This window comes from Pallidibacillus thermolactis, from assembly GCF_025660415.1.
GTDB lineage: Bacteria > Bacillota > Bacilli > Bacillales > Caldibacillaceae > Pallidibacillus > Pallidibacillus thermolactis.
The window spans coordinates 31,212-46,718 of sequence record NZ_JAOUSE010000003.1; the positions used below are offsets into that span (position 1 = coordinate 31,212).

Here is a 15,507-nt window from a genome sequence, read left to right on the forward strand (position 1 = left end):
GGAATCCCCCCTATTCATCGACATCTTTCTTTTCGTTTGCTTTATCTTTGCTGAAACGTTTTTTATTTTGGCTTCTTAAGCTATAGGGACGTTTGGATTGTCTATTAAAAGGCAAACGTATGAAGGAATCTTTAAAATCCTCTACACGCAATGGATAAAACGGAGTCAAGATTGGACGTCCGAGCGATGTTGTACGCAATAATTCGGCTACTAATAAGCAAACACCAAAAGTAATTCCTAACAATCCCCATAGCTGGGCTAACAGTAAAAATGGGTAACGGTAAATACGAATCGTATTATTCATCCGATAAATTGGTGTCGTGAAAGAAGCAAGAGCGGTTAATCCTATTAAAATTAATAAAACATTACTTGTTAATCCAGCTTCAACACTAGCTGTACCAATCACGATACCGCCAACGATACCGATCGTTTGTCCGACTTTCGTTGGTAGTCTCGCTCCTGCTTCCCGCAAAAGCTCAATCGTAAGTTCAAGGAACAATGCCTCTAACAAAGGAGGAAATGGAATGGCCGTCCGTGATGTATATAAAATTCCCATTAAATCTTCAGGAATTAATTCATAATGATAGGTCAGTATCGCTACATATATTGGTGTCATTAATATAGAGAATACGACTGCAAAAACACGGAGCAGTCGAAAAAACGAAGAAGTCATCCAATTCAAGAAATAGTCCTCAAAGGAACTAAAAAACTCAATAACCGTAGTCGGCGCTAATAAAGCATGTGGAGAACCATCAACGATCACAACCACTTTCCCTTCTACTAAACCAGCAATTGTCCGATCTGGTCGTTCCGTATCTAAATTTTGCGGAATAAGTGAATAAGTGCTGTCGCTAATGATTTGACCAATATATGAGCTATCTAAAATCGCATCAATTTCAATATCGGAAATGCGTTGTTTAATCGTATTTACATCCTCTTCATTAGTAATACCTTCAAGATATAAAACAGCCACTTTCGTTTTAGAAAGCTGTCCAACTTCAAATTCCTCTATGATCAGTTCTTTAATAGGTAATTTTTTCCTGACAAGATTTAAATTTTCACTAAGCTCTTCTACAAAAGATTCCTTCGGACCAACGACACTAAATTCTATTTCCGGTATGGTTATATCTCTCGTCACATGCTTTTGAGCCGCAAAGAAACAAACTTTGTCCATTTTATTTTCTACCGTCAATAATACATAGCCATTTAAAAGCTTTGGTTCAAGTTGAGAAAGGTCCGTTGTTATCTCCATATCACTGATCGGTAAAAGGTGAGGAAGATCTTCAATTTGACTGAAGTTTTCTTCTAATAAATATGAAATTGCACTTTCTTGCATGATTTTTTCATCTATTAGTGACATCACAAAAGTTAATTGAAAGGTAATCCCCGTTTTTTTGTTTTTATATTCTACAACTTTAAAATCATTGGATTCCCTTAGAAAATCTACTGTTGTTTTTGGGCTTTTTATTTCTTTTTGTGGTTCCTTTGTAATACCTTTATTATCCTTTTGTTTAGTCGGCTTATTCTTTTTCTTAAAAAAATTAATCATCGTTGTAATCCCCTTGTTGACTATGATCATGTTTAGTATTACCTACCATGGGGATTTTATCCAAAACAATTGAAGAATCATTTATGGAGGGAGTCGACTTCGAAGAGTTTGGGGCACAGAACAGGTTTATCATAATACTAGGGATTTAACACTATATATAAGATAAAAAAATCTACGATTCAAAAAACAGACCCCACACTTGTGGGATCTGCCTTATTTAAATCATACTATTTATTTTGAAAGATTATAGAACGTATTTTTTCCTAAGTATTGTGCAGTATCAGCTAATTGATCTTCAATACGTAGTAATTGGTTATATTTCGCTACACGGTCTGTACGAGATGGTGCACCTGTTTTAATTTGACCAGCGTTTGTCGCAACAGCGATATCTGCAATCGTTGTATCTTCAGTTTCACCAGAACGGTGAGAAATAACGGCAGTATATCCTGCACGTTTTGCCATTTCAATCGCATCGAATGTTTCTGTCAATGTACCGATTTGGTTAACTTTAATTAAGATGGAGTTACCTACACCTTGTGCAATACCTTGTGCTAATTTTTCAGTATTAGTAACGAATAAATCGTCACCTACTAATTGAACTTTTTTACCTAAACGGTCAGTAAGCAGTTTGTGACCTTCCCAGTCGTTTTCATCTAATCCATCTTCAATGGAAACGATTGGATATTTGTTACAAAGCTCTTCATAGAAAGCCACCATTTCTTCAGAAGTACGAACCACACCTTCACCTGGGAAGTGATATTTTCCGTCTTCTTTATTAAAGAGTTCAGAAGAAGCTACATCCATTGCAAGTAAAACTTCTTCACCAGGTTTGTAACCCGCTTTTTCAATAGCTTCAACAATCGTTGCTAGTGCTTCTTCATTTGATTTTAGGCTTGGTGCGAATCCACCTTCGTCACCAACAGCAGTGTTGTAACCTTTTTCTTTTAAAACAGATTTTAAGCTATGAAAAATTTCAGCACCCATGCGTAAAGCTTCACGGAAGTTTTCAGCACCGACAGGCATTACCATAAACTCTTGAATATCAACAGTACTATCAGCATGTGCTCCACCGTTTAAAATGTTCATCATTGGAACTGGTAATTGTTTTGCATTGAAACCGCCAAGATATTGATAAAGTTCAACACCAAGTAAATCTGCAGCTGCACGCGCAACAGCGATAGAAACACCTAAAATAGCGTTCGCACCTAATTTACCTTTGTTTGGTGTTCCATCAAGTTCGATCATTGCTTTATCGATTCCTACTTGGTCTAACACGTTGAAACCGATGATTTCTGGTGCAATCACTTCATTAACGTTTTCAACTGCTTTTAATACACCTTTACCTAAGAAACGGCTTTTATCACCATCACGAAGTTCTACTGCTTCGTATTCACCTGTTGATGCACCACTTGGTACTAAAGCGCGACCAAAGGCACCTGATTCTGTTGTTACTTCTACTTCTACTGTTGGGTTACCACGGGAATCTAGTACTTCACGTGCATAAACATCGATAATTGTTGGCATAAAATATCTCTCCTTTATGTTTTTATATCGTTAATTACATGACATAAGATTTATTTTACAATTAAAGATTTTCCTGTCATTTCTTTAGGTTGTTCAATTCCAAACAAATCAAGCATAGTTGGTGACACATCACCTAATATACCATCTTTTCGTAATGTAATACCTTTTCGCGTTACAATCACTGGAACTGGATTGGTTGTATGAGCGGTTTGCGGTTTTCCATCTTCTGTAATGACTTCATCCGCATTACCATGATCGGCAATAATAATTACTTCACCGTCTTTTTCTAGAATCCGATCGACAATTCGACCTAAACATTCATCCACCGCTTCAACAGCTTTAATGGTTGGTTCTAACATACCTGAATGCCCAACCATATCTGGATTAGCAAAATTCAAGATGATCGCATCATATTTATCCTCATTGATGGCATTGATTAAGGCATCTGTCACTTCATAGGCACTCATTTCTGGCTTTTCATCATATGTTGCTACATCTTTTGGTGAATCAATTAAAATTCGATCTTCTCCTGGGAATGGATCTTCCTTTCCACCATTAAAGAAGAACGTAACATGTGGATATTTTTCTGTTTCCGCAATTCGCAATTGTTTTAAACCGTTACGAGATAGAACTTCACCTAGAACATTGTCTAAATTCGTCGGTTCAAAAGCAACATACCCGTCAACTGTTTCACTAAAATGCGTTAGACATACGAAATATAAGTTTTCAGGATGTTTCGGTCCGCGATCAAAGGAAGGGAATTCTTTATTCGTAAACGTATTGGAAATTTGAATGGCCCGGTCTGGACGGAAGTTGTAAAAAATAACAGCATCGTTATTTTTCACCGTTGCCACCGGTTCACCATTTTCTTTTACAAGGACCGATGGAATAACGAACTCATCATAGATCCCATTTTTATAACTGTCCTCTACTAATTCAAGTGGATCTGTATATGTTGGTCCTTCACCATATACCATAGCACGATAACACTTTTCAACACGATCCCAACGTTTATCACGGTCCATTGCATAGTAACGACCAGAGATCGTCGCAAATTGACCAACACCATATTCATCCATTTTTTCCAATGTTTCTTGAATATAGCGTTTAGCCGTTTGTGGTCCTACATCACGTCCATCTAAAAACCCGTGTACATAGACATTTTTTAGACCTTGTTTTTTCGCTAAATGTAACAAAGCATATAAGTGATGAATATGAGAATGAACACCACCATCGGATAGTAAACCGAAAATGTGTAAATTCGATCCTTTATCTTTCACATGTTGAATCGCATTTAAGAAAGTTTCATTTTTATCGAATTCACCTTCGCGAATGGACAGATTTACTCTAGTTAAGCTTTGATAAACGATGCGACCGGCACCAATATTTAAGTGGCCTACTTCCGAATTTCCCATTTGTCCTTCAGGAAGTCCTACCGCTTCACCATCAGCCCGCAATGTTGCATGAGGAAACTCATTCCAATAACGATCAAAATTCGGTTTTTTCGCTTGTGCAACTGCATTTCCTTCTACTTTATCTCTCAAACCAAAACCATCAAGGATGATTAAGGCCTTTGGTGATTTACTCATTTTTTTCCTGCCTCCAATAATTGAAGAAATGATTGTGGATCTAAGCTGGCACCACCAACTAAAGCACCATCAATATGAGGTTTACTTAATAATTCAGCAATGTTGGCTGGTTTCACACTACCACCATATTGAATTCGCAATTGTTCTGCTGCTTCTTGAGAAAACTGTTCCGCAACAACAGAACGAATATATTCACAAACTTCATTTGCATCATCACTGCTTGCCGTTTTGCCAGTACCGATAGCCCATACTGGTTCGTAAGCAATAACCATTTTTGCTACTTGTTCACTTGACAATCCGGAAAGTCCAGCTGTTACTTGTTCATGAATGATTTCACGCCATTTGTCTGATTCGCGTTGCTCTAGAGTTTCACCAACACACATAATCGGCGTTAAATCATGTTTAAATGCTGCATGAACCTTTTTATTCACTGTCTCATCGGTTTCATTAAACATTTCACGTCGTTCAGAGTGACCGATAATGACATATTTTACCCCAAGATCTGTTAACGCAACAGGACTAATCTCACCTGTAAAAGCACCAGACTCTTCGAAATGCATCGTTTGTGCACCAATTTTCAAATCCGTTCCTTTAGTCTCTTGAATTAAACGGTCTAAAAATAACGCTGGTGCACAGACAACAGATTCTACAACTTCACCATTCGGTACAGTTGACTTCACTTCATTTACAAAACGAACTGCTTCTTGCAAAGTTTTGTTCATTTTCCAGTTTCCTGCAATAATTGGCTTACGCATAAGACAGTTCCCCTTACTAAACATTTTTTGTTAAGCTTGTTTGAATATCGTCTGACGATCTAAGAAATTATTTATCATTTAAAGCAGCGACACCAGGTAGAACTTTTCCTTCAATAAACTCTAGGGAAGCTCCACCACCTGTTGAAATGTGATCCATTTTATCTGCTAAATTAAATTTTTCTGCAGCAGCTGCTGAGTCACCACCACCGATAATTGTATATGTATTTTCAGCATCGGCAAGGGCTTGAGCGACAGCTTTTGTTCCTTCAGCAAATTTGTCAAATTCAAATACACCCATTGGTCCGTTCCAAATCACTAATGCAGAATTTTTTACAATATCTGTATATAATTCTCTTGTTTTCGGGCCAATATCTAAAGCTTCCCAATCAGATGGTATTTCTTTAATGTCAACAACTTTGGTCTCTGCATCTTCAGAAAATTCTTTTGCAACGACAACGTCAACAGGCATATAGAAATTAACACCTTTTTCTTTCGCTTTAGCCATGAATTCTTTCGCTAATTCAATTTTATCTTCTTCGAGTAAAGACTTACCGATTTCATATCCTTGTGCTTTAACAAAGGTATAAGCAAGTCCTCCACCAATAATAAGGTTGTCGGCTTTCTCTAATAAGTTTTCAATGACGCCAATTTTATCTTTAACCTTCGCTCCACCAATGATAGCTGTAAATGGGCGCTTCGGATTTTCCATCGCTTCCCCTAATACATTAAGCTCTTTTTCCATAAGGAATCCAGAAACAGCTGGTATGTATTGAGCAATTCCTTCTGTAGATGCATGAGCACGGTGAGCTGCACCGAAGGCATCATTTACATATAGATCTGCTAGTTCAGCAAAACTGCGGGCAAGCTCTGGATCATTTTTAGTCTCACCAGGATAGAAACGAACATTTTCTAAAAGTAAAATGTCGCCGTCTTCCATTTTGGCAATTTCAGCTTTAACAGTTTCTCCAAAAGCCTCATTAGTTTTACGGACTGGCTTTCCAATTAATTCAGATAAACGTTCACCAGCTGCTGTTAAACGAAGCTCTTCAACAACTTGTCCTTTTGGACGGCCAAGGTGGCTTGCTAAAATAACTTTAGCACCTTGTTCACTTAAATATTGAATTGTAGGCAATGCTGCACGGATTCTAGTGTCATCGGTTATTTTTCCATCTTGCATCGGCACATTAAAATCGACACGAACAAACACTCTTTTTCCTTTTACATCAACGTCTCTTACCGTTTTCTTAGGCATGTATGAATCCTCCTTGGCATGAATGGTTGTAAGCTAAAAGAAAAAGGGAGAGGGAATCGTGTTTCCCCACTCCCTCCTTTTAAAAAGGTACATCTATATTATATATTAGATTGCATTGGATGCAATCTCACATTCTAAAAATAATATAACACTTTTATGAAATTAATATGTCACTTTAGATTAAAGACCTTTTTTTGCAATATATTCACAAAGATCTACAACACGGTTAGAGTAACCATATTCGTTGTCATACCAAGAAAGAACTTTTACCATATTTCCTTCCATAACCATAGTTGATAAAGCATCAATTGTTGAAGATGCTGTTGTATGGTTGAAGTCACGAGATACTAGTGGTTCTTCTGTATATGATAAGATTCCTTTTAGTTCACCTTCAGCTGCTTCTTTTAATACTGCATTTACTTCTTCTGCTGTAACTTCTTTATCTAATTCAGCAACTAGATCAACAACAGATACGTTTGGAGTTGGAACGCGGATAGCCATACCGTTTAATTTACCTTTTAACTCAGGTAATACTAATGCTACAGCTTTTGCCGCACCAGTTGTTGTTGGAATCATGTTTTCTGCAGCTGCACGAGCACGACGGTAGTCTTTATGTGGTAAGTCTAAAATTTGTTGGTCATTTGTATATGAGTGAATAGTTGTCATCATACCACGGCGGATACCGAATTTATCATGTAAAACTTTTGCAAATGGTGCTAAGCAGTTTGTTGTACAAGAAGCGTTTGAAATAACATGATGGTTTGCTGGATCATATTTATCTTCGTTAACACCCATAACAACTGTAATATCTTCGTTTTTAGCAGGAGCTGAAATAATGACTTTTTTCGCACCAGCTTCTAAATGTTTTGCTGCATCTTCACGTGCAGTGAAACGGCCAGTTGATTCAACAACGATATCAACACCTAGTTCACCCCATGGTAATTGGGCTGGATCACGTTCAGCTAACACTTTAATTTTCATGTCTCCAACAACGATAGAATCACCGTCAACACGTACTTCTTCAGTTAAGTTACCGTGAACAGAATCATATTTTAATAAATGAGCTAACATTTCTGCATTTGTTAAATCATTGATTGCTACAATTTCAATTTCTTTTGTATTTTTCTCTAAAGCTGCACGCATTACGTTACGCCCAATACGTCCAAAACCATTAATTCCAACTTTTACTGTCATTCCAAATTCCTCCTTAGAGATAAAAATTTATTTTAAAAGGTTTAACCTTTTAATATCAATTTGGCTGCACTTTCATCGGTAACGAGGATGGTATTTTTCGGAGCAATTTTCATATAAGCCTTAATGGCTTTTGCCTTTGAAGCACCACCAGCTACTGCAAGAATATGTGGAATATGTTTTAAGTCTTCAAGTTGTAAACCAATGGTACTTACTTTGTTTACTTCATTTCCATTTTCATCAAAGTAATAGCCAAAAGCTTCTGCTACAACTTGCTCCTGCTTTAAAATTTCCATCTCCGATTCTGATGTTTTTCTTCTTTTTGCCATTACCATGGCATCGCCAATACCATGAATAACAATGTCTGCTGATTTTATTTTCATCAGAACTTCTCGTATTGACGTATCATTAATAAAGGAATAATATAATTCTTGCGTTACTTGATCAGGAACGTAGAGCACCATATAGTCTCCAGCCGTTTTCTTGGCCATCATTTCACATAAGCTATTGGCTTGATATTTCAAATCTGTACCAATACCGCCCCGTGCTGGAACAAAAGTTAGTTCCATATCTTTTAGTTTCTCAGGTAGTGCATCCACTACACTGGCAATTGTAGTCCCACCAGTAACACTAATGGTTTGCTTAGGTTTTACAACCTCCGTTAGTTTCTCTGCACACATTTTACCAAGTTCAGATTTAACCCATTCAGATTCATCTGCATTTCCAGGTACAATAATACAGTTCTGAATACCTAAGTATTGGGCAAGCTCAATTTCTAAACTTGATATTCCTGAGAACTCCTTCATAATGTGCTCTAAATCTTCAAGAATTATTTTTCCCTCTTCAGTTAAACTCATTCCTGTATTTGTAACGGAAACTAAATTTCTTGACTTAAGAAATTCAATCTCACTTCTTAGAACTCTTTCGGTCATATCGAGACTTTGGGACAAACTTCGTCGACCAACCGGTTGTAAATATTGAATAGATTGCAAAATACGATATCGCTTTTGCATAATTTCTACAATATCGGGTACTATTCTTTTTTGAATATCGAGTAAAGACTTTTTCATTTCAAATATCCCCCACAATTTAGTTGGCCGTTTTTTATCCCGGGAGTACTAATAATGTCCCACGCGTAGTAAAAAAATATCCATGTAGTTTAAATTAATTTTTGGTGGTCATTTTTCGTCCCGCTTATTCAAATTACGTCCCGCTAGCCCCAAAAAAAAGAGTTCTTCACTACACTTATAGAATAGCAAAGAACTTCAAATCGTGCAACCATTATCCTCCATAATTTTTTGTAAACTTAAAATTAATTTTCCAGTATCGATTTTCCCCTCTTGTATGACCTGACCTTTATATTCAATGACGGGAATGGATAGCCCATATTTTAAATTTAATTGATCATCTGTTTCAATATCAATTTGTTTAACATTAAAGGGGAAGGAAGTCTGAAGTACTTTTAATTGTAATTCAGCCTCTTCACATAGATGGCAACCTTCCCTTGCATATAAAATTAACTCTACCATTTACAACAACCTTCCTTAATGGGTTTGTTTTCAAATTTTAAAATAACCAGGCAGGTGAAATAGAACAACATCATTAAACATAATACCGTTTCCTTTTAACGGATGAGGGTATATTCATTGACTCTCGATACTTTGTAATTGTCCTTCTAGAAATATGAATCCCTTTATCTTTCAATATGGATAAGATTGCATTATCTGAAAATGGTTTTGTTTTATCTTCTTTATCAATAATGGCTTGGATTTCCTTTTTAACTGCTTCTTTGGACAAATTATTCATTCCATAATTTGATGAAAGCTGATTCGTAAATAAATTCCGTAATGCATGCATGCCTGTCGGTGTTTTAACATACTTATTCTTTACCACTCTCGAAACCGTCGACTCATGAACACCGATTTTTTCGGCTATTTCAGCCATCGTCATTGGTTTTAATGTAGCATTAACATCTAAGAAATAAGTTTCTTGTTTTTGTAAAATCCCCTTCATAATTTTTAAAATCGTATTTTTCCTTTGCTCAATGCTGTTTTTTAACCATTGAATTTGACGATATTTATCCTTTGCATAGGAAATCGTTTTGGAATCTTGTTCATGAATAAGTTGTGTGTAATACTCATCATTAAATCGGACATTGAGAAATAGATCTTCAACGATTTGAATATGCCATCCATCTACTTCTTTTTCTAAAATAATATCCGGTATGACATACTCTGTTTTTTCAGGGGAATAAAGAAGACCTGGACGTGGATTGAGCTTCTGGATAAGATCATATAAGTATTGGATTTCCTTTAAAGATATATCTACATGTCTTTGAATATTTTTCCATTTTTTTTCGGCAAAATCATGAAAATACTTCGTTAAAATATAACGATACTTTAATGTTAACTGCCCTTTCCTTTCTAATTGGATTAATAAACATTCTTGTAAATTTCTTGCACCGATGCCTGCCGGATCTAATTCATGAATGAGCCTTAACATTTGTTTTCCTATTTCAATCGGTAAATTTAATATTTTCGAAGCATCCTCTAAATCAACTTCTAAGTAACCGCTTTCATTAATATTGTGAATCAGAAAATCTAAATACTTTTTTTCTTGATCTGACAGTTCAAATGTAATCGTCTGCATTAATAAAAAGTCATATAAATTCTGTTTCCTATCCGGTAAAAGTGCTTCATATGGTTGTTTTTCATCTAACTTTCTCGATCGTTTTTTCTTCGTTCGCCCAAAATCAAGGGGTGAATAAAACTTTGTTTCAACTTCTAGTAACGGGTTTTCAATTGCAATTTCCTCAATAAACGATGTCAACTCCACCATATTTAATTGAAGTATGGATATCGCCTGAGCTAAGTTTTGAGTCATATTTAATTTTAATGTCTGCTCCTGAAATAAACCGTAATTCATATCCATCGTCTTCCCCCTTATTAGTAATATTGTAAAGGTTTTTCGAAAAATTTTAAACTCTTTTACTCGTTTTCTTTGACGAACTCTTTTATTAAAAAACGATATTTTTTATAGTCCGAATATTTTTAATACCAAATCATAATCACGACAATATAATTGTTATTGCAAAATCCCGTCGAATGATTTATAATTAAATTTGTCATTCTAAATTAAATGCCCTCGTAGTGTAATGGATATCACGCAAGATTCCGGTTCTTGAAATGTGGGTTCGATTCCTGCCGAGGGCGCTATTTACTAAGAAGCTAACGAATGAAAGTTAGCTTTTTTATTTGTACTCCTATTTTTAATGTATTTTTCAAACAGGTCGTATTAGACCATTAAATCACTGAATTTTCAAACTTTTTAATTGCAATTACACAAAACCTATGTCACAATATTTTCAAAAGGGTAAACGAATGAATTAGTACCAATAAAATTTCATTCGAAAAAGTTACCATTAAATCGTCAAAAGGTCTATAATAGTGTTACATAAAGGTTTATTTATAACGGTATGAGGCAATAATGAGTTGATGTATTCCGTTGAATAGATTAAGAAGGAATCCCCATCTCTTTTTGTTTGACCTTTATTGACCATTGATGTAGAATAAACATACAATAAGTTAAGTAACAGTGTATTTGCGGCTCTATTTTTTACTATTATCGAAAAAGAAATACCGTTTTGAACGATTGTGATTTCATTTTGAACAACTTATAGAACATCCGTTAGAGCCGTTATTACATATTTTTTCATTAAAGGAGGAAAATCGAATGACTTTAATTCCTACAGTAATTGAACAGACAAACCGTGGTGAGCGCGCCTACGATATTTACTCTCGGTTATTAAAAGACCGGATTATTATGCTTGGCGGACCAATTGATGACAATGTAGCCAATTCTGTAGTTGCTCAATTATTATTTCTAGATGCAGAAAACCCAGAAAAAGACATTTCCCTTTATATTAATAGTCCTGGGGGAAGTGTAACTGCTGGTATGGCAATCTACGATACAATGAACTTTGTAAAAGCAGACGTTCAAACGATTTGCATCGGTATGGCTGCATCAATGGGAGCATTCTTACTATCTTCTGGTGCAAAAGGTAAACGGTTTGCACTTCCAAACGCTGAAGTCATGATTCACCAACCTCTAGGTGGTGCACAAGGTCAAGCAACAGAAATTGAAATTCATGCTAGACATATTTTACAAACTCGTGATAAATTAAATAAAATTTTAGCTGCAAACACTGGTCAACCGTTAGAAATTATCGAAAAAGATACGGATCGTGACAATTTCATGTCTGCCCAAGAGGCAAAAGATTACGGTTTAATCGATAACATTATCGATCGCAATAATTTAAAAGAAAGATAAAAATAATTTGTTAGTAAGCAAAGGAGCCGAATCAAGATTCATCTTGAATAACGGCTCCTTTTTATCATACAATTTCCCTCAGTTTTAAGGACGTACTCGATATATGATTTATTCTTCCTTTTGAAGAAACTGGCTTAAATCCTCTATCGCGCGTTCCTCATCACTACCTTCTGCATAAAGTGTAACCGATTTCCCATTTCCAATCGCTAAACTCATAATCCCCATAATACTTTTAGCATTGATTTTATGTCCTTCATATTCTAAAAATACTTCTGAAGAATATGAGTTAGCTGTTTGCACAAATATAGCCGCCGGACGAGCTTGTAAACCGGTTTTCAATTGAACTGTAACCTTTTTCTCAACCATTTGCATTCTCCCCCCTTTAACAAACAAATTAGAGAATCTTTTATTATTCTATAAAACTATTCTATTCTTTTTAGTATAAACGATTTAGAAAGGAAAATAAAAATTTTTACCTATGGTACGGCTCCCTATTTTATAGACTCTCCAGCACGTAGTTTGTTTGCAATTTCATCAATTTTGCGCAGACGATGATTGATCCCGGATTTACTAATACCACCAGAAACCATCTCACCTAATTCTTTTAAGGTGACATCTTGATATTCCAAACGAAGCTTCGCAATTTCCTGTAATTTTTCTGGCAACGCATCAATTCCAATTGTTTTATCAATAAACTTAATATTTTCTACTTGACGAATAGCTGCTCCGATCGTTTTATTTAAATTAGCGGTTTCACAATTAACTAAACGGTTGACGGAATTTCTCATATCTCGAACAATACGGACATCCTCAAAGCGCAATAAAGCGTTGTGAGCTCCAATTATATTTAGAAAATCGGAAATCTTTTCGGCTTCTTTCATATATACAATAAATCCTTTTTTTCGTTCTAAAAGTTTCCCATTTAATTCAAACTGCTCCAATAAGTTAATTAATGCCTCACCATGTTCTTGATAAAGTGTAGAGATTTCTAAATGATAGGAAGAAGTTTCTGGATTATTAACAGATCCACCCGCTAAAAATGCCCCTCTTAAATAGGCTCGTTGACAACAACTCCCTAAAATGAGTTCTGGTGCGATTTCATTGTTAAAGCGATATTCCTCTCCAACAATTTTTAAATCCGCTAAAATATCTTTCACACGCTCTATAAGCCGAACAATATAGATATTGTTTTTCTTCAAACGCATTTTCTTTCGTACAAAAATTTCCACTTCGGCGTCATACAATTTTTTAATTAAAGAATAAATGCGACGGGCAATGGCCGCATTTTCTGTAAGAACATCAGCTACTATTCGTTTATTGGTAAAGGAAATCGAACCGTTCATCCGGATGATTGCAGATAATTCAGCCTTCGCACAACATTCACTGTCAATAGAGAGATTGGTTAATTCCTTTTTTATATCCGAAGCAAACGACAATCCCTTCACCTCCTATTCGGTCACATCGCCTGTTTTATCTCATTTAAAAGTAAGTCATAAATTAATTTTGCTAATTTATTCGTATCGTGTCTTAACACGCCATCTTCCATTTTTACAATAGATTCTGCGATAACTTCTACTCCTAAACTGTTTAATTCCTTCTTATCAACAACAACCGGTGTCGCTAATTCACCTTTATATCGGATTTCAGCATCTGTCGGTATTGGACCATTATTGACAATAACTTTTTGAATAGACCGAGGTTCAATATGATCATAAATTGCTCGCACATGATCACTGGCTGTAAATCCGTAAGTTTCACCTTTTTGAGTCATTAAATTGCAAATATAGACCTTTTTCGCATTCGCTCGTGTTACCGCTTCCGCTATTTGAGGGACAATTAAATTTGGTAATATACTCGTATATAAAGAACCTGGCCCAATGACAATTAAATCCGCATCATTAATTGCTTGAAGCGTTTCAGGTAGTGGAAGTACATCTTCTGGTGTGATAAAAACGCGCTTAATCCTTTTTCCATATTTTGGAATCATTGATTCCCCGTGAACGATGTGACCATCTTCCATTTCTGCATGGAGGACAACACTTTGGTTGGCAGAAGGGAGTACGCGACCTTTTACATTTAAAACTCTACTCATCTCATGAATAGCGTGGGCAAAATTTCCCGTAATATTTGTCATTGCGGCCAGCATCAAATTTCCTAACGAATGTCCAGACAGATCTCCCTTAGCATCAAAACGATGTTGAAATAATTCCTCTATTAATGGTTCAACTTCAGATAAGGCAGCTAATACATTTCTTACATCGCCTGGTGGTGGAATGCTTAAATCTTCTCTTAACCTTCCCGAACTACCACCATCATCAGCTACCGTAACGATTGCCGTAATATCAACTGGATATTTCTTGATGCCGCGTAATAATACAGGAAGACCTGTACCTCCTCCAATAATAACGATTCTTGGTTGTCGATTCATTTTACCTGTACCCTTTCCATTGTAATTTCACGATGGGAAACACGTACGTAATAATCGTCCGCCAGTTTTTTCCCTAAGTATTCTGCAATTGCAACAGAACGATGCTGTCCGCCTGTACAACCAATACCAATGACCAGTTGACTTTTCCCTTCTCGTTTATATAACGGCAACATATATTGAAGCAAGTCCGTCAATTTATCTAAAAATTTCGCTGTTTCTGTCCATTTCATCACATAGTCATAAACTTCTTCATCCAAACCTGTTTGTTTGCGCATTGATTCGATATAAAAAGGATTGGGTAAAAAACGAACATCGAATACAAGGTCAGTGTCGATCGGAATCCCATGCTTAAAACCAAAGGAGACAATATTAACGGTAAATAATTTAGTCTTACTGTTAGAAAACGCCGTCTGAATTTTTTCCCGTAATTCTTTTGGCTTCAAATTGGACGTATTAATAATCGTTTGGGCCCTTCCCTTTAAATTTTCTAATAGTTTACGTTCTTGTTGAATTCCATCAAGTAGCAAACCATTTTTAGATAACGGATGGGAACGGCGAGTTTCTTTATATCTTCTTACTAATGTTTCGTTATCCGCATCTAAAAAAACAATATGTGGAGTTAACCAAGATGTATTTTCTAAATCATCAAGCACTTGGAATAAATGGTCAAAAAATTCCCGACCTCTTAGGTCCATCACTAGTGCGACACGGTTCATTTTATTATTGGATTCCCGCATTAACTCTAAAAATTTTGGTAATAACATCGGTGGTAAATTATCGACACAAAAGAAACCAAGGTCTTCAAAACTTTGAATGGCTACTGTTTTTCCAGCACCACTCATCCCTGTAATAATCGCAATTTGTAATTCATTCGAATTTTCCATTACCTT

The 15,507-nt window shown here is 35.9% G+C and carries 14 protein-coding genes and 1 tRNA gene; 2 read left to right on the forward strand and 13 right to left on the reverse strand.

The genetic code is table 11. The annotated features are described in order from the left end of the window. Positions 1-10: 10 nt before the first annotated feature. The 9 genes from OEV82_RS01855 to rpoN form a co-directional block, all read right to left on the reverse strand. Positions 11-1,549 carry a spore germination protein gene (locus OEV82_RS01855; RefSeq protein ID WP_263060812.1) on the reverse strand — a complete coding sequence of 513 codons (1,539 nt, stop codon included), beginning with the start codon at positions 1,547-1,549 and terminating at the stop codon, positions 11-13. A 231-nt stretch (positions 1,550-1,780) separates the two neighbouring features. Further along, positions 1,781-3,073, reverse strand: a complete 1,293-nt coding sequence (gene eno / locus OEV82_RS01860) for a phosphopyruvate hydratase (RefSeq protein ID WP_263060813.1) — start codon at positions 3,071-3,073, stop codon at positions 1,781-1,783. 50 nt (positions 3,074-3,123) lie between these two features. After that, a complete protein-coding gene (gpmI, locus tag OEV82_RS01865) occupies positions 3,124-4,662 on the reverse strand; it encodes a 2,3-bisphosphoglycerate-independent phosphoglycerate mutase (protein WP_161920813.1) in 1,539 nt (512 codons plus the stop codon). Then, a complete protein-coding gene (gene tpiA, locus OEV82_RS01870) occupies positions 4,659-5,417 on the reverse strand; it encodes a triose-phosphate isomerase (protein ID WP_161920812.1) in 759 nt (252 codons plus the stop codon). Before tpiA ends, gpmI begins: the two co-directional genes overlap by 4 nt. Positions 5,418-5,484: 67 nt before the next feature. Next, positions 5,485-6,669 (reverse strand): phosphoglycerate kinase, encoded by a 1,185-nt coding sequence (locus OEV82_RS01875; protein WP_263060815.1) that lies wholly within the window; start codon positions 6,667-6,669, stop codon positions 5,485-5,487. A 180-nt stretch (positions 6,670-6,849) separates the two neighbouring features. After that, a complete protein-coding gene (gene gap / locus OEV82_RS01880; RefSeq protein WP_173662396.1) occupies positions 6,850-7,863 on the reverse strand; it encodes a type I glyceraldehyde-3-phosphate dehydrogenase in 1,014 nt (337 codons plus the stop codon). Positions 7,864-7,904: 41 nt separating this feature from the next. After that, entirely contained in the window at positions 7,905-8,930 is a 1,026-nt protein-coding gene (locus tag OEV82_RS01885; RefSeq protein WP_263060816.1) for a sugar-binding transcriptional regulator, read from the reverse strand. A gap of 195 nt (positions 8,931-9,125) precedes the next feature. Further along, a complete protein-coding gene (locus tag OEV82_RS01890; RefSeq protein ID WP_263060817.1) occupies positions 9,126-9,389 on the reverse strand; it encodes a glutaredoxin family protein in 264 nt (87 codons plus the stop codon). A 73-nt stretch (positions 9,390-9,462) separates the two neighbouring features. Next, positions 9,463-10,791, reverse strand: a complete 1,329-nt coding sequence (rpoN, locus tag OEV82_RS01895; protein ID WP_263060818.1) for an RNA polymerase factor sigma-54 — start codon at positions 10,789-10,791, stop codon at positions 9,463-9,465. A gap of 209 nt (positions 10,792-11,000) precedes the next feature. Here rpoN and OEV82_RS01900 point away from each other — a divergent pair. Together OEV82_RS01900 and clpP are read left to right on the forward strand one after the other, a co-directional pair. Next, a tRNA-Arg gene (locus tag OEV82_RS01900) sits at positions 11,001-11,072 on the forward strand. 520 nt (positions 11,073-11,592) lie between these two features. Beyond that, positions 11,593-12,189, forward strand: coding sequence for an ATP-dependent Clp endopeptidase proteolytic subunit ClpP (gene clpP / locus OEV82_RS01905; RefSeq protein ID WP_173658408.1), 597 nt, complete (start codon positions 11,593-11,595; stop codon positions 12,187-12,189). A 108-nt stretch (positions 12,190-12,297) separates the two neighbouring features. Here the strand turns inward: clpP and OEV82_RS01910 are convergent, their stop codons facing one another. From OEV82_RS01910 to rapZ, 4 genes are all read right to left on the reverse strand, one after another. After that, the gene (locus OEV82_RS01910) at positions 12,298-12,555 is read right to left on the reverse strand and encodes an HPr family phosphocarrier protein (RefSeq protein ID WP_263060819.1); all 258 of its coding nucleotides are present in this window, start codon (positions 12,553-12,555) and stop codon (positions 12,298-12,300) included. A gap of 125 nt (positions 12,556-12,680) precedes the next feature. Further along, positions 12,681-13,625, reverse strand: a complete 945-nt coding sequence (whiA, locus tag OEV82_RS01915; protein ID WP_173658410.1) for a DNA-binding protein WhiA — start codon at positions 13,623-13,625, stop codon at positions 12,681-12,683. Between the two features lie 20 nt (positions 13,626-13,645). Beyond that, positions 13,646-14,617 carry a gluconeogenesis factor YvcK family protein gene (locus tag OEV82_RS01920; RefSeq protein WP_263060820.1) on the reverse strand — a complete coding sequence of 324 codons (972 nt, stop codon included), beginning with the start codon at positions 14,615-14,617 and terminating at the stop codon, positions 13,646-13,648. Beyond that, positions 14,614-15,501: an RNase adapter RapZ gene (rapZ, locus tag OEV82_RS01925; RefSeq protein WP_173658412.1), complete on the reverse strand. Its 888-nt coding sequence runs from the start codon at positions 15,499-15,501 to the stop codon at positions 14,614-14,616. The genes OEV82_RS01920 and rapZ overlap by 4 nt, the downstream gene beginning before the upstream one ends. Positions 15,502-15,507: the final 6 nt, after the last annotated feature.